The 15232-nt window shown below is 64.8% G+C and carries 11 protein-coding genes; 2 read left to right on the plus strand and 9 right to left on the minus strand.

The annotated features are described in order from the left end of the window. Positions 1-34 precede the first annotated feature (34 nt). The gene (locus tag M2319_RS14580; RefSeq protein ID WP_264602197.1) at positions 35-1876 is read left to right on the plus strand and encodes an ABC-F family ATP-binding cassette domain-containing protein; all 1842 of its coding nucleotides are present in this window, start codon (positions 35-37) and stop codon (positions 1874-1876) included. Between the two features lie 20 nt (positions 1877-1896). Here M2319_RS14580 and M2319_RS14585 read toward each other — a convergent pair whose 3' ends face one another. The 6 genes from M2319_RS14585 to M2319_RS14610 form a co-directional block, all read right to left on the minus strand. Further along, positions 1897-4077: a putative bifunctional diguanylate cyclase/phosphodiesterase gene (locus M2319_RS14585; RefSeq protein WP_264602198.1), complete on the minus strand. Its 2181-nt coding sequence runs from the start codon at positions 4075-4077 to the stop codon at positions 1897-1899. A gap of 762 nt (positions 4078-4839) precedes the next feature. Further along, on the minus strand, positions 4840-5046 hold the full coding sequence (locus M2319_RS14590; RefSeq protein WP_111435121.1) for a cold-shock protein: 207 nt from the start codon (positions 5044-5046) through the stop codon (positions 4840-4842). A 372-nt stretch (positions 5047-5418) separates the two neighbouring features. Then, positions 5419-6165, minus strand: coding sequence for a proteasome-type protease (locus M2319_RS14595; RefSeq protein ID WP_264602199.1), 747 nt, complete (start codon positions 6163-6165; stop codon positions 5419-5421). A 79-nt stretch (positions 6166-6244) separates the two neighbouring features. Continuing rightward, positions 6245-7066: a transglutaminase family protein gene (locus tag M2319_RS14600; protein ID WP_264602200.1), complete on the minus strand. Its 822-nt coding sequence runs from the start codon at positions 7064-7066 to the stop codon at positions 6245-6247. A 26-nt stretch (positions 7067-7092) separates the two neighbouring features. Then, positions 7093-8037 carry an alpha-E domain-containing protein gene (locus M2319_RS14605; protein WP_264602201.1) on the minus strand — a complete coding sequence of 315 codons (945 nt, stop codon included), beginning with the start codon at positions 8035-8037 and terminating at the stop codon, positions 7093-7095. Then, positions 8030-9505 carry a circularly permuted type 2 ATP-grasp protein gene (locus tag M2319_RS14610; protein WP_264602202.1) on the minus strand — a complete coding sequence of 492 codons (1476 nt, stop codon included), beginning with the start codon at positions 9503-9505 and terminating at the stop codon, positions 8030-8032. The genes M2319_RS14605 and M2319_RS14610 overlap by 8 nt, the downstream gene beginning before the upstream one ends. A gap of 349 nt (positions 9506-9854) precedes the next feature. Between M2319_RS14610 and M2319_RS14615 the strand changes: the two genes are divergently transcribed. Next, positions 9855-11633, plus strand: coding sequence for a sugar phosphorylase (locus M2319_RS14615; RefSeq protein WP_264602203.1), 1779 nt, complete (start codon positions 9855-9857; stop codon positions 11631-11633). Between the two features lie 152 nt (positions 11634-11785). On the opposite strand, the gene M2319_RS14620 is transcribed toward M2319_RS14615, so the two are convergent. The 3 genes from M2319_RS14620 to M2319_RS14630 form a co-directional block, all read right to left on the minus strand. Continuing rightward, positions 11786-13009 carry a glycosyltransferase family protein gene (locus tag M2319_RS14620; protein WP_264602204.1) on the minus strand — a complete coding sequence of 408 codons (1224 nt, stop codon included), beginning with the start codon at positions 13007-13009 and terminating at the stop codon, positions 11786-11788. Positions 13010-13049: 40 nt separating this feature from the next. Continuing rightward, positions 13050-13847 carry an HAD-IIB family hydrolase gene (locus tag M2319_RS14625; protein ID WP_264602205.1) on the minus strand — a complete coding sequence of 266 codons (798 nt, stop codon included), beginning with the start codon at positions 13845-13847 and terminating at the stop codon, positions 13050-13052. Between the two features lie 158 nt (positions 13848-14005). Beyond that, a complete protein-coding gene (locus M2319_RS14630; protein WP_264602206.1) occupies positions 14006-15211 on the minus strand; it encodes an osmoprotectant NAGGN system M42 family peptidase in 1206 nt (401 codons plus the stop codon). Positions 15212-15232 lie beyond the last annotated feature (21 nt).

Here is a 15232-nt window from a genome sequence, read left to right on the forward strand (position 1 = left end):
TCCATGGCCGGCGAACTGATCTACATCGGCAGCCATGGCGCCACCCCTTCTGACCCTGCAGGACATCCACCTGACCTTCGGCGGCACGCCGCTGTTCGAAGGCGCGGAGCTTTCCGTCTTCGAGCGCGACCGGCTGTGCCTCGTCGGCCGCAACGGCTCGGGCAAGTCGACGCTGTTGAAGATCGCCGCCGGCATCGTGGAAGCCGATTCCGGCGAGCGCTTCGTCAAGCCCGGCGTGACCGTGCGCTACCTGGAACAGGAGCCGGACCTCTCCGCCTATGCAACGGTTGCCGACTACGCCGGCTCCGGGCTCGACGCCGGCTCCGACCCGCACCGGGTGACCTATCTGCTGGAGCACCTGGGCCTCGACGGCGCGGGCGACCCGAAGACCCTCTCCGGCGGCGAGATGCGCCGCGCCGCGCTGGTCCGTGCGCTGGCGCCGGAGCCGGATATCCTCCTTCTCGACGAGCCCACCAACCACCTCGACCTGCCGGCCATCGAATGGCTGGAGGACGAGCTGAAGCGCGAGCGCTCCGCCGTCGTGCTCATCAGCCACGACCGGCGGTTCCTGGAAAACCTTTCCCGGCGCACCTGCTGGATCGACCGCGGCACGGCCCGCACCCTGGAGCGCGGCTTTGCCGAGTTCGAGCCCTGGCGCGACGAGATGCTGGAGGAGGAGGAGCGCGACCGCCACAAGCTGGAGCGCAAGATCCACCGCGAGAACCAGTGGGTGATCCACGGCGTCTCCGGCCGGCGCAAGCGCAACCAGAAGCGCCTCGCTGACCTCCACGAGCTGCGCGAGGAAAAGCGCCGGCTGACCGCCCGCGGCCGCGACGCCCGCGACACCGTGGAGATGACGGCCGCCGAGGCGAAAAGCTCCGGCAAGCAGGTGGTCGAAGCCAAGAACATCTCAAAGAGCTGGGACGGCACCCCGGCAATCAGCGATTTTTCCATCAAGATCGACCGCGGCGACCGCATCGGCATCATCGGCCCGAACGGCGCCGGCAAGACGACGCTTCTCAGGCTCCTCACCGGCGATCTGGAGCCGGACGAGGGCACCATCCGCTTCGGCACACGGCTTGAGGTCGTCACCCTCGACCAGAAGCGCGAGAGCCTTCCGCCGACCACCTCCCTGCGCGATGCGCTGACCGACGGCGGCGGCGACATGGTGATGGTCGGCGACACCCAGCGCCACGTCGTCAGCTACATGAAGGATTTTCTGTTCCGCCCGGAACAGATCGGCACGCCCATCGAGGCGCTGTCCGGCGGCGAGCGCGGCCGGCTGATGCTCGCCCGCGCCTTTGCCCGGCCGTCGAACCTCCTGGTCCTCGACGAGCCGACCAACGACCTCGACCTTGAAACCCTCGACCTGTTGCAGGAGCTGCTCGCCGACTATTCCGGCACGGTCTTCCTGGTCAGCCACGACCGCGACTTCCTCGACCGCATCGTCACCTCCGTCGTCGCCGTGGAAGGCGGCGGCGCCTCGACGCTCTATCCCGGCGGCTACGGCTATGTGGAGCGCACGATCAGGGAGCGCGAGGCGGAAGCGGCGAAGGCGGCGTCCGCAAGCGCCAAGGGGCCGGAAAAGGACAAGCCCGGCGAGGCCGCGAAGGCCCAGTCAAAGTCCGCAGAAAAACGTCGGCTCTCCTTCAAGGAGCAATACGCCCTCGACACCCTGCCCGGTGAGATCGCAGCGCTGGAGAAAAAGATCGCGGCCGAGCAGAAGCGCCTGGAAGACCCCGGCCTCTACGACCGCGACCCGGAAGGCTTCGCCAGGACCGCCGACGCCCTTGCCAAGCTGCAGGGAGAACTCGCCGAAAAGGAAGAAGCCTGGCTGGAACTGGAAGTGCTGCGCGAGGAAATAGAAGGAGCGTAAGCCGGCCTCGTGCGCACCCGTCAGGACGCGACGGCCTCCTGGCGCAGCGGCATCCGCCGCGCCCGCTCCACGTCCTCCGGCGGCACGGGGCGCGAGAACAGATAGCCCTGCGCCTCGTCGCAGCCGGCCGAGCGCAGCATGTCGAGCTGGCCCCGTGTCTCCACGCCTTCGGCGACGATCTCGCGCCCGAGATTGTGGCCCATGGCGATGATCGCCGAGACGATCGCCTGGCTGTCCCGGTCGGTGAGGATGTCGCGCACGAAGGACCGGTCGACCTTGATGACGTCGACGGGGAAATGCTTCAGGTAGTTCATCGACGAATAGGCGATGCCGAAATCGTCGATCGACAGCTTGAAGCCCATGCCGCGCAGCGCCCGCAGGATCTCCGTGGAGCGCTCCGGGTCGACCATCAGCCAGCTTTCGGTGATCTCCAGCTCAAGGTCGGACGGATCGACCCCGGTCTTGCCGATGATCTCGGCCACCGTGGTGACGAACTCCGGATCGGTGAGCTGGCGCCCGGAAATGTTGACCGAGACCCGGCCGAAGGAATAGCCGAGGCGGCGCCATTCGGTGATCTGCCGGCACACTTCGGCGAGCATCCAGCGGCCGATCTCCACGATCAGGCCGGTTTCCTCCGCCACCGGGATGAACTGGGCCGGACTGACCAGCACGCCGTCGTCGAGCTGCCAGCGGATCAGCGCCTCGTAGCCGGTGAGGCGGCCGTCCTCCACCGCGTGCTTGCTCTGGTAGTGGGCGCGGAACTGGTGTTTCGACACGGCCTTGCGCAACAGCTTGGTGAGCGCCACCTGCCGCTCGGCCTGCTCGCAGAGTTCGGTGCGGTAGAACTCCGTGCGCCGGTGCGGGTTCGCCTTGGCCGCGGCGAGGGCGAAATCGGCGCTGCGGATGATCGCCTGGGAATCGGTGCCATCGCGCGGATAGATGGCGATGCCCATGCTGGCGGAAATCGTCGTCTGCTCGCCGTCGAGCATGAACGGCGTGCCGATCAGGTCGAGGAGCGCCCGGGCGCGGATGGCGAGCGGCTGCTCGGCGCAGTTGGGGTCCTGCGGCACCCGGCAGATGATGGCGAACTCGTCGCCGCTGAGCCGGGCCGCGAAATAGTGGTCGGAGGGCAGCGTCTGCAGCCGGTCGGCGACGGCCTTCAGCAGCCGGTCGCCGGTCATGTGGCCGTAGCTTTCGTTGATCGCCTTGAACTTGTCGAGGTTGAGCATCATCAGCGCGAAACAGGTCTCGGCGTTGCGCGCGCCGGCGATCGTCTGGCTGAGCTTTTCGCTGAAGAACAGGCGGTTCGGCAGCTCCGTCGTCTGGTCGTAATGGGCGAGGCGGTTGATCCGCTGCTCGGCGAACTTCTCCTCGGAGATGTCGGTGAAGATGCTGACGAAGTGCAGGATGCGCCCGCTCGCCGGGTCGCGCACCGCGGTGATCGTACGCCGTTCGCCGAACAGGCCGCCGGCCTTGTTCAGGCTCCACAGGTCGCCCTCCCACCGGCCTTCCTCCTCGGCAACCCGCATCAGCTCCAGATAGAAGGCCTCGTCGTGCCGATCGCAGGCGAGGATCCGCGCGTGCTTGCCGATCACTTCCTCCGCCTCGTAGCCGGTGATCTTGGTGAAGGCGCGGTTGACCTTGCGGATCTCCCAGTCGGCGCTGAAGATCATGATGCCTTCATGGCTGTTCTCAAAGACGCTGGCCGAGAGCTCGATTTCCTGCTCGATGCGCTGGCGCTCCAGTTCCAGCGCAATCCGGTTGGCGAACAGCCCGAGCACGGAATCGGTCCAAGGATGCCGCACCATGGGCTTGCGGCCGAGCACCGCCACCAGCCCCATCACCTCGCCGTCGGCGGTGACCAGCGGCGCGCCGAAATAGCTTTCGACGCCCATTTCCGCCAACAGGTGGTCGGCCGGATAGAGCCCCTGCACGCTGCGCTCGATGAACACATTGTCGGAGTTGAGAACGTCCTCGCAGGGCGTTCCGGCAAGTTCATAGGTGACGTTCCTGCTGCCGCGGCCGCCGGTAACTACCGCCACGGTCTTGATGGCGGTCTCCGTCGCGTCGGTGAAGACCCCGCAAAAAGCGAACTCGGCCGAGTAGGCGGCGGCGAGGTTGCGCAGGCATTCCTCGAAGAAGTGCTTGGGGCGGGTGACCGGCGAGCAGGCGGCGGCAAGCGCGGCGAGCGCCGTCTGCATACAGCCGTCGGCAGCCTCCCTGCGGCCGGCGCCCGCAATGACCGCAAACCGATGGACGGGTGTCTTTTGTCGGGGGACGCGCACGGAACGCTTCATGACCTACTCCGCCGTACCGACATCGCTTGAGGCGACGACAACACTCCAACTCCCCAATCCCGGCACTGGTCCGGAGTTGCCGAAAGATGGAAAACCTATCCGTTGAATATTAACAATTGGCTGAAAAATATCGATAAACGTCGGTTGGCTTGGTTTATTGATGGTATACAGCGGCCCCTCGATAATTAAAATCCAAACGAATTTGTTGAGTATTCGAAAGCACGCGAAGTCCTGACTCAGCTTCGAGCTAAAACTGGAATCAATTTGCGAGAATTATTTATCCTGCATGAAATTATTCTATCTTCTCCAAGGACAATTTAGCTCTTTTTGAAAAGAGCTCGGAGACATCGAAAAGAAGAAACCGGGAAGATATTCATAAAAAAAGAGCGGCAATGCGGTTCCGATCGAACGCATTCCGCTCCGAAAAACGCGGCGTCTGCTGCCGTAAGGCGATCGACCCCGCCCGATGGCGAGACCGGATGTCTAAAGATGCCGGATGCCGCGATTGCGCGGTCTTTCAGTGGCCGTTCCCGGCTACGATCCGGCGCCTTCGATCGTCAACGATCCTGAAACATGCCCGCGTTCGATCCACGCACCATGCTTCGGTTGTCTGCTCTTGCGCGTCTCCCTGTCCCGAAACCGGTGCCCGGTTTCGGCAGGCACGCCCTAGAGAAGCTGCAGGTTGTCGGCGGATTTCTTGCCGTTGCGGCCCTGGACCAGCTCGTAGGAAATCTTCTGGTTTTCGTCGAGGCCGGGAAGTCCGGCGCGCTCCACGGCAGTGATGTGCACAAAGGCGTCCGGGCCACCCTCGTCCGGCTTGATGAAGCCGTAGCCCTTGTCGCGATTAAACCACTTTACCGTTCCGGTCGGCATGTTCGTTCGTCCTTGAAGTCAGTTGATGGATGGATCGCTGGCCGGAACTATCGAGCGGGCGACACGCGTCGCCTGGAGTCGGGCGCAGATAAGTCGTCAGGGATCCGGGAAGAGCACAGCGCGTCGATTAATCCTCAGCAAGATCGCGCAAATGCGCCGTGGTGCTGGCCGGAACCGACACCGCCAACCCGTGCATATCAATTATTTTTTCGTTTGAGTTCAATGCAGTAGTAGAGCGTTTCAGTATTTTCACCAGCGTATCCAATATAGCGGCTTGGCGAGATTATGTCTACTGGCCAATTGCCGGCGCCCCGTCGCTACACCTGCCCCGGACAGTAACGCGGCCGCACGCGCGCACCTCTTGCCGGGACCTCAGCTCCATTCCGGCGGCGGCAGCACGTGATAGGCGTCGCGCAAGGCCTCGGACCATTGCCGCGAGATCTTCTGGAAATAGGCGTTGTCGTCCTCGATCCGCACCTGGCGGAAGATCTTCAGGCCGTCCTTGCGGTAAAGTACCAGGTCGAGCGGAAAGCCGACGGAAAGGTTCGAGCGCACCGTGGAATCCATCGACAGCAGCGCCAGCTTGACGCCGTCCTCCAGGGTCGTCTCACCATAGTCGAGGGCCCGGTCGAGGATCGGCTTGCCGTATTTGTGCTCGCCGATCTGCAGGAAGGGGGTATCCGGCGCGGCGTTGATGAAGTTTCCGGCGGCATAGATCTGGAACAGCCGCATGGTCCGGCCCTTGAGCTGGCCGCCGAGCAGGAACGAGGCGGCAAAGGGCGTGTCCTGGGCGCGCATCGCCTCGGCATCGTAGTCGTGCACCTGGCGGATCGCGCGGCCGACCAGCCGTGCCGCCTCGAACAGGCTCGGCACGTTGGAGAGCGTTGCCCGCGGCCCGTGCGGGTCCTCCGGGTCGGGAATGCCTTCGGAGACCAGATTGACCACCGACTGGGTGATGGCGAGGTTGCCGGCGGTCATCAGGACGATGGTCCGCTCGCCCGGCTCCTCCCAGACGAAGGTCTTGGAATAGGTGGAAACGTTGTCGACGCCCGCATTGGTGCGGGTGTCCGCCAGCATCACCAGGCCGTCCTTCAGCAACAGCCCGACGCAATAGGTCATTGCCCGAAGCCCTCTCTCACCTGCCGGGCCTCAAGGGCCGCGGCATGCTAGTGTGCAGCTATCCTATTGTGCACTTATCCTATTGTGCACTGGCCCCGGTCTGGGCGACGCGCACCACCACCGACATGGTTTCCTCGCCGCCGCCGCGCCGGACGCCCCGCACGGGCGCTGCCTCGCGGTAGTCGAGGCCGACCCCGAGCCGGACATAGTATTCGGTCGGGCAGACCCGGTTGGCGACGTCGAAGCCGACCCAGCCGAGATCCGGCACCAGGGCCTCGGCCCAGGCATGCGCCGCATCGCCGTCATCGCCCGTATCGTTGCTCAGCAGATAGCCGGAAACGTAGCGGGCGGGAATACCGAGCGTGCGCGCTGCGGCGATAAAGACATGGGCGTGGTCCTGGCAGACGCCGGCGCCGTTGGCGAGCGCCTCGATCGCGGTCGTCGTGGCGCTGGTCTCGCCGTTCTTGTATTCGATCGCCTCGTGGATGCCGCCCATCAGCCGGTGCAGGCAGTCGAGCACGTTTTCCGAGCCCGATTCCGCCGCCTTGCCGAGCGCCCGGATCGCCCCGTCCGACTGGGTCTGCTCGGTCTCGCGCAGGTAGAACATCGGCGGGAACGGCTCTGCCGCACCGGCGACCAGGCCGTCGGTGTTCTGCGTGTCGACCTTGCCGCGGACGCGGATGACGATCTCCCGGTGCGGCCGGTCGACGACCAGCGTGTGGGTGACGTTGCCGAAACTGTCAGTGACGGCATGCAGCGCCCCGGCAATCGGCGAGGACACGGACCAGGAACGCACCACCTGGCCGTCGAAGGGCTGCGGCGTCAGGCGCAGGCTCTGGATCGAGTAGCTCGCCTCCTCCTCGTAGCGATAGACCGTTTCGTGATCGATGGTGATCTTCATTGGGGGTCGCTCAGTTGGGGGCTCGCTCAGAAATGGAAGCTTTGGGCGATGCTGACGCCGAGGGCGTTGTTGCGGGTGATGAACTTGGTCAGGTACTCGTGCAGCCCGCTCTGGAACACGTCCTCGATGTTGTCGTAGCAGAGCTGGGAATAGAGCTGGCCGGCCCGCCGGTTGCACTCGAAGCGCTGGCCGTGCCCCTCCGCGATCTTGCCGAGGAACTCGTTCACCCGCGACAGCGAATAGCGCAACGAGCGCGGCATCTCCTCGCGCAGGATCAGGAGTTCCGCCACCAGCCACGGCTTGATCGGCTCGCGATAGACCCAGTGATAGGAGCCGAGCGCGGAGACCGAGCGTAAGAGCGTCGTCCACTGGTAGTAGTCGACCGACCCGCCGAGGCTTTCGCCGGGCGGCAGGAGGATGTGGTACTTCATGTCGAGGATGCGCGCCGTGCTGTCGCCGCGCTCGATGAAGGTCCCGGCATTGAGGAACGAGAACGCATCGTCGCGCAGCATGGTGCCGCTGTGGGCGCCGCGGAAAAGGCTCGTCTGGTTGCGCACCCATTCCAGGAACGGCGCCAGGTTCTCCCGCTTCAGCGTCTGCAGCCAGTGGCCGCGGAATTCCAGCCAGGCGTCGTTGAGGCTTTCCCACATCTCGCTGGTCATCGCCGTGCGCACGGCCCGCGCATTGGTCCGCGCGGCCCGGAGGCAGGAATGGATGGAGGACGGGTTGTCGCCGTCGAGCACCATGAAGGCGATGGAAGCGTCGAGGTCGGGCTCGCCGTGCTTGGCCAGCATCTCTTCTTCGCAGCCGGTGGCGATCGCGAAGGAACTCCACTCGTTGCGGGTCCCGCCATTCGCCAGGTCCGGCATCTGGCTCATCCGGTAGCCGACTTCCAGGATGCGGGCGAGGTTCTCGGCCCGCTCCATGTAGCGGCCCATCCAGTAGAGGTTGGCGGCGGTGCGACTAAGCATCGGCGCCTCCCTCGTCGGCGGCGCCGACCGGCGGATTCAGCACCCAGGTATCCTTGGTGCCGCCGCCCTGGGAGGAATTGACTACCAGCGATCCGGCGCGCATGGCGACCCGGGTGAGGCCGCCCGGCACCAGCCGCACCTTGTCGGCGCCGACCAGCACGAACGGCCTGAGGTCCACATGGCGCGGCGCATAGCCTTCGGCGACGAAGGTCGGGCAGGTCGACAGCGACAGCGTCGGCTGGGCGATGAATTCCGAGGGGCTCGCCTTGACCCGCTCGGCATAGGCGGCGCGCTCCTTGGCGTCCGCCTTGGGGCCGACCAGCATGCCGTAGCCGCCGGAGCCCGCGACCTCTTTCACCACCAGCTCGTCGAGATGGTCGAGCACGTAGGCGCAGTCGTCGGGCTTGTCGCACCAGAAGGTGTCGACGTTCTTCAACAGCGGCTTTTCGCCGAGATAGAAGTCGATCATCTCCGGCACGTACATATAGATCGCCTTGTCGTCGGCAATGCCGCCGCCGACCGCGTTGGCGAGCGAGACGTTGCCGGCCCGGTAGACGTTCATCAGGCCCGGCACGCCGAGGATGCTGTCCGGATGGAAGGTCAGCGGATCGAGGAAGGCGTCGTCGATGCGCCGGTAGATGACGTCGACCTTCTGGGGCCCATGGGTCGTGCGCATGAAGACGAAGTTGTTTTTGACGAACAGGTCCTGGCCCTCGACCAGCTCCACGCCCATCTTGTCGGCGAGGAAGGTGTGCTCGTAATAGGCCGAGTTGTAGAGGCCGGGCGACAGCACCACCACCGTCGGGTCGCCGTCGCAGCCGGCCGGTGCCACCGAGTGCAGCGTCTCGAACAGGTCCTCCGGATAGCGCTCGACCGGCGCCACCGCGTGGTTGTTGAAGAGGTCCGGGAACAACCGCATCATCACTTCGCGGTTCTGCAGCATGTAGGACACGCCGGAGGGCGTGCGGGTATTGTCCTCCAGCACGTAGAACTCTTCCGGCCCGGTGCGCACCAGGTCGATGCCGGCGATGTGGGTATAGACGTTGCCGGGCACCGAGACGCCGCGCATTTCCGGCAGATAGGCCTTGTTCTGCAGCACCAGCTTGGCCGGAACCCGCCCGGCGGCGAGGATCTCGCCGTCGTGGTAGACGTCGTTGAGGAACATGTTGAGGGCGCGCACCCGCTGCTCCAGGCCGCGGGCCAGGAAATCCCATTCGCTGGCAAGCAGGATGCGCGGCACGATATCGAACGGGATCAGGCGTTCCGGGTCACCGCCTTCGCCATAGACGGCAAAGGTGATGCCGATCCGGCGGAACAGGGTTTCCGCCTCCGCCTGGCGCGCCTTCAACAGGCTGCGCGACGCGGAGACCATCCATTCCGCGATCTGTTCCATTCCCGGCCGGGGCTGGCCGCTGGGCAGGACGATTTCATCGAAGCTGACGATGGAGTCGGTTGTTTCCTCGCTCATTCTACTCCCGCGTAATACGCAAAAACACGATGGGGTGGAGCAAGTCCCGTGCCACCGTTCGCTGCAGGCTTAACGTCCCGTCTTCGCGATTTCTTGGACAAGGTTAGAACAAATGTGCCCACGCGTTAACCGGGATTTGACCGGACGTTCAAATTTTAGGCAAAGTTAGCCGGCCCCGCCCCATATACCGATGAGAACGCGAAAAAGGCACGCCGGTTCCCGATGGGCCACCGTCAACGGGGCTTGTCGCGGGCCGCAAAATCGCCAAAGCTTCGCAACTGGCCTTTCGCCCCCTCCTCCCGGGGGCAGATACCGCCCCCATGCCGGGGCAAGAAAAGTTGAAACGAGAATGACCGAGACGCACTCCGCGCTGCCCGATTCCAGCACCGTCTCCAGCAAGCTGACCGGAAAACTGAAGGCGCTGTTGAAGACGATCTATCCGGACCGGGACATCGACGCCCTGGCCCACGAGGTCATCGAGACCTTCTGGTCAAACGGGCGCGCGCCGCGCCACCGCTCGCGCCAGCCCGGCAACACGCTGTGGTCGGAGCGCGACAGCCTCGTCATCACCTATGGCAACACGGTCGTCGACGGCAAGCACAAGCCTTTGGACGTGCTCTACAATTTCCTCCAGGAATATCTCAGCGGCACGATCACCGGCGTCCACATCCTGCCGTTCTTTCCCTACACCTCCGACGGCGGCTTTTCCGTCACCGACTATTACTCGGTCAATTCCGGGCTCGGCGACTGGGAGGACATCCGGCGCATCGCGGTCTCCTTCAAGCTGATGTCGGACCTCGTCCTGAACCACGTTTCCAGCCAGAGCACCTGGTTCAGCGAGTACCTTCAGGGCCACGCGCCCTATGACCGCTTCTTCTGCGAGGCGAGCCCGGACGACGACCTGTCCGCCGTCGTGCGCCCGCGCGCCCACGCCCTGCTGCGCGAGGTCGAGACGCCATCGGGCACCCGCCATGTCTGGTGCACCTTCAGCCACGACCAGGTCGACGTCGACTTCTCCAATCCGGACGTGCTGCTGGAGTTCCTGCGCATCATGCGGCTCCACATCGACAAGGGCGTGCGCATCATCCGCCTCGATGCCGTGGCGTTCCTGTGGAAGGAGATCGGCACCTCCTGCATCAACCTGCCTGAGACCCATGCCATCGTCCGGCTGATGCGGGTACTTTGCGACTATGCGGCCGAGCCGGTGGTGCTGCTGACCGAGACCAACGTGCCGAAGGACGAGAACCTCTCCTATTTCGGCAATCGCAACGAAGCCCACGCGATCTACAATTTCTCCCTGCCGCCGCTGCTGCTGCAGGCGCTGCTGACCGGCTCCTCGCGCGCCCTCAACATCTGGCAGATGCGCATGCCGCCGGCCCAGCTCGGCTGCGCCTATCTCAACTTCACCGCCTCGCATGACGGCATCGGCCTCAGGCCCGCCGAGGGCCTCATAGCCCCGGAAGAACTCGATCGGGTCATCGAGACGGTGAAGGGCTTCGGCGGCCTCGTCTCCATGCGCTCCACCTCCGACGGCAAGCAGTCGCCCTACGAGCTCAACGTGTCGCTGATCGACGCCATGAAGGGCACCGTCGACGGCCCCGACGAGTGGCAGTTCGAGCGCTTCATCTGCAGCCAGACCATCATGATGGGGCTGGAAGGCATTCCCGCCTTCTACATCCATTCCCTGCTCGGCACGCCGAACGACCTGGAAGGGGTGGAAAAGGCCGGCATCAACCGCGCCATCAACCGCCGCCAGTGGGATTTCGAGGACCTGAAGGGCCTGCTCGCCGACAAGACGAGCCTGCATGCCCGCGTGCTCGCCGAACTGACACGGCGCATCGGGATCAGGGCCGAGCAGCCGGGCTTCCACCCCAACGCCACCCAGTTCACCCTGCATCTCGGCGACCAGGTGTTCGGCATCTGGCGCCAGAGCCTCGACCGGTCCCAGAGCATCTTTTCCATCGCCAATGTCACGAAAGAGGAGATCTCGATCCCGGTGCTCGCCATCAACCTCATCGACGGCAAGGACTGGGCCGACCTTCTCACCGGCGAACGGATGACGACCTCGGCGGAGGAAATCGTGCTGGCGCCCTACCAGTGCCGCTGGATCGCCAACCGCGACCGGTGATTTAGCGCGAACGGCCATATCTGGATTGCCGCGTCGGCCTGACGGCCTCCTCGCAATGACGTTGAAAGGATTGAGAAAACCGTCATTGCGAGCGCAGCGAAGCAATCCAGTGCAGCTTGCACCGATCGCCGGCAATGGCGCACCCGGACCGCCTACGCCGCAAATTCCTCGTTATCCGCCTTCACCGCCTCGAACAATTCGCGCATGAGGTCGGAATCGGCCGCCTGGACCCGGCTCCAGTTGGGGATGAACGGCGCTTCCATCGGGTTTTGCAGGAACACCTGGCCGGCCTCCACGATGTTCGCGGCGAACAGCTCCACGGAGCGCTCCTCCACGTGGCGGTCGACATGGAGACCGTTGATCAGGCCGTCATTGTAGTAAACCTCGATGAGGTCCAGCGCGATCCGGTAGTAGGTGGCCTTCAGGGTGCGGAAGATCTCCGGCGAGAAGATCACCCCGTCGATGGCGAGCTTGCGGTAGATCGCCTTGCAGATATCCGTCGACATCCGCGACAGGCCCTTCGTCGCGTCGTCCTCCGACAGCGGCTGGTGCTTGTGGTCGTAGGCATCGGCGATGTCGACCTGGCAGACGGCGTTGGAGGAAAGGTTCCGGTAGACCTCAGACAGGACGCCAATCTCAAGGCCCCAGTCCGACGGGATGCGGATTTCCGGCAGGATCGCGGTGCGCATGGCGAATTCGCCGGCCAGCGGATAGCGGAACGACTTCAGATAATCGACATAGGCGTTCTGGCCGATGACCTTCTTCAGGGCCAGCAGCAGCGGCGTCACCAGGAGGCGCGTCACCCGCCCGTTCATCTTGCGGTCGGCGATCCGCGGATAGAACCCCTTGCAGAACTGGTAGGGGAAGCGGGCATTGGTCACCGGATAGACCAGCCGCGCCAGCATCTCCTTGGAATAGGTGACGATATCGCAGTCGTGAATGGCGATGACGTCGCAGTTCTTGGCCGACAGGGCATAGCCGATGCAGTACCAGACATTGCGGCCCTTGCCGGGCTCGCTCGGCGCAAGATCCATCTCACCGAGCCGGGAATCGATCGCCTTCAGCCGCGGCCCGTCGTTCCACAGCACCACATGGTCCTGGGGCAGCCGGGAGAAATACTCCTTGGCGTAGCGGTACTGCTCCTCGTCGGCCCGGTCGAGGCCGATGATGATCTGGTTGACGAAGGAGGCGGTGGAGAGCTCGTCGAGGATGTCAGACAGCGCCTGGGCCTCGAGTTCCGAATAGAGCGAGGGCAGGATCAGCGAGATCTTGCGCGTCTGCGCATAGTGGTTGAGCTCGCGCTCCAGATCCGCCGGATCGAGGGTGCCGAAGCGATGCAGCGTCGCCACATTGCCGTTCTGATGGTAGTCGCCCAAGGCCGTTCTCCGTCAAAGGGGTCGTCCGCGACGCCGGATCCTACACCCCGAAATTCGTGTCATTGATGACCGAAAGAAGGGATTCGTTCCAGCCCTCAGGACCTGGGAGGCGTGAGCGCCGTATCCGCCCGTCCGCCTCGCCCTTCAGCGCCGGCAGGGGATCGTGGGCCGGATTGGCGATGACGATGCCGATATCCGCCGCTTCCAGCATGCCGACGTCGTTCGGCGCATCGCCGAGCGCGATCACGGTCGGGTCGCTGCCGTCCACGGCATAGCGCGGCGCGATCTCGGCGATGCGGTCGGCCTTGTCGGCGCCGAAGGAAAGCGTCAGGAAACGACCGCCCCGCCGCGCCGAGACACCGTGTTTTCCGAGTGCCGCCAGAAAGGCGTCGAGGTCGCCCTCGCTGCCGGACCACAGGCCCGGTTCGGAGAACCGGCGCGCCTGCGCGCGGGCCGCGCTCTCGATATCCATGCCGGTGCGCTCGGCGACCTCCTCGACGGTCCAGTCGCCGAAGCCGGCGAAGGGTTCGCGCAAGTCCGCCGGCAATGCGTCGAGCACGTCCCGCAGGCGCCCGTAGGGCGTCTCGCCCGCATCGTCTTCGCCGGCCGCATCACCGCCTTCCAGGATGCCGGCACCGTTCTCAACGATTGCCGGACAGTGCGAAAAGCCGAGGGTCTCGCGCAGCGGCGCGATTTCCGCCGCCGTCTTGCTGCTCGACAGGATCAGCGGAATCTCGCGGTCCTTCAGCAGATCCAACGCCGGTATCGCCGCGTCCCAGCGATAGCTGTCGTGGTCGAGGAGCGTTCCGTCGAGATCGGTAACGACGATAAGGGTCATGGTGCGCCAGGGCCGCAACGAAAAAGGCGCGGCCGCATCGGTCGGCGCCGGGAGGGGATCATCGCATCGCCGACGTCGCCGCCCCTGTCAACAGCGCAGCGGCTGCAGGCCGGCCGGCCCGGACCGATGGTCGCAGCGCCGGCGCGGCAAGCGGCCGCCTATTTCGCCGGCTCGGGCTCTTTTTCGCCCTTGCGCTTCTTTTCCAGGTCGAGCTGCGCGGCGCGCACATTCGGCGACAGGGTCTGCTGCGCCTTGCTGACCGGCTGCTTGGTGAAACCCTTCGGGCTGCCGGTCTCCTCGAAGTCGCGCTTGATCGCCACCGGGCTTGCCGCATAGGCGGTGATCAGTTCCGACAGCGAGCGAAGGGCATGGACGTGGATGCGCTCATAGCCGTGCGAGGCGTCGACGCCGAAGGTGATCAGCGCGGTGCGCACGTCGGCGCCGGCCTCGATGGCGCTTGCCGAATCGGAGCGGTAGTAGCGGAACACGTCCTTCTGGAACAGGATCTCGTTCGAGCGGCACAGTTCGACCAGCTTCTTGGTCAGATGATAGTCGAACGGGCCGGTCTGGTCGGCCATGGAGATGGTGACGCCGAACTCGTTGGAGTTCTGGCCCGGCGCCGTCGTGCCATTGTCGACGGTGATCATCGAGGCGACCTCGTGCTTCAGCACGGACGAGGCGCCGACGCCGACTTCCTCGGCGATGGTGAACAGCCAGTGGATGTCCACCGGAGTCTTGACCTTTTCCTCCTGCATCGCCTTCAACGCCGCCAGCATGACGGCGACGCCCGCCTTGTTGTCGAGATGGCGCGAGACGATGAAGCCGTTGTCGAGGAATTCCGGCAGCGGATCGATGGCGATGATGTCGCCGACCTCGATGCCGAGCCGGGCAAGGTCCGGCGCGCTGCGGGCGAGCGCATCGACCCGCATCTCCACATGCTCCCAGCCGATGGGATGTTCGTCGATCTCGTCGTTGAAGGTGTGGCCGGAGGCCTTCAGCGGCAGGATGGTGCCGCGATAGGTGCCCTTGTCGGTAAAGACGGTCGCCCGCGCGCCTTCGGCAAAACGCGCCGACCAGTTGCCGATCGGCACCAGCGCCAGCCGGCCGTTTTCCTTCAGGAACTTCGCCTGCGCGCCGAGCGTGTCGACATGGGAGACGATGGCTCTCGCGCCGCGCTGTTCCTTGCCGGGCCGGATCGCCCGGATGGCGCCGCGGCGGGTCAGCTCCACATCGAGGCCGAGCCGTTCCAGTTCCGCTGAAACCCAGCGCACGATGGAGTCCGTGTAGCCGGTCGGGCTCGGCGTCTCGAGCAGTTTCCTCAGCGTGTCGGTCAGATAGTCGACGTCGATGCGAAGGCGTGTCATCGGTTTCTGGTTCCTCTCCCG

Origin of the sequence: Rhodobium gokarnense, from assembly GCF_025961475.1 — a bacterium.
GTDB lineage: Bacteria > Pseudomonadota > Alphaproteobacteria > Rhizobiales > Rhodobiaceae > Rhodobium > Rhodobium gokarnense.

What these genes read in the sequence shown, in the direction of transcription:
- M2319_RS14580 (WP_264602197.1), top strand. Translation starts at nt 35, where the DNA reads ATGGCGCCACCCCTTCTGACCCTGCAGGACATCCACCTGACCTTCGGC.
- M2319_RS14585 (WP_264602198.1), bottom strand. Translation starts at nt 4,077, where the DNA reads ATGCAGACGGCGCTCGCCGCGCTTGCCGCCGCCTGCTCGCCGGTCACC.
- M2319_RS14590 (WP_111435121.1), bottom strand. Translation starts at nt 5,046, where the DNA reads ATGCCGACCGGAACGGTAAAGTGGTTTAATCGCGACAAGGGCTACGGC.
- M2319_RS14595 (WP_264602199.1), bottom strand. Translation starts at nt 6,165, where the DNA reads ATGACCTATTGCGTCGGGCTGTTGCTGAAGGACGGCCTGGTGATGCTG.
- M2319_RS14600 (WP_264602200.1), bottom strand. Translation starts at nt 7,066, where the DNA reads ATGAAGATCACCATCGATCACGAAACGGTCTATCGCTACGAGGAGGAG.
- M2319_RS14605 (WP_264602201.1), bottom strand. Translation starts at nt 8,037, where the DNA reads ATGCTTAGTCGCACCGCCGCCAACCTCTACTGGATGGGCCGCTACATG.
- M2319_RS14610 (WP_264602202.1), bottom strand. Translation starts at nt 9,505, where the DNA reads ATGAGCGAGGAAACAACCGACTCCATCGTCAGCTTCGATGAAATCGTC.
- M2319_RS14615 (WP_264602203.1), top strand. Translation starts at nt 9,855, where the DNA reads ATGACCGAGACGCACTCCGCGCTGCCCGATTCCAGCACCGTCTCCAGC.
- M2319_RS14625 (WP_264602205.1), bottom strand. Translation starts at nt 13,847, where the DNA reads ATGACCCTTATCGTCGTTACCGATCTCGACGGAACGCTCCTCGACCAC.
- M2319_RS14630 (WP_264602206.1), bottom strand. Translation starts at nt 15,211, where the DNA reads ATGACACGCCTTCGCATCGACGTCGACTATCTGACCGACACGCTGAGG.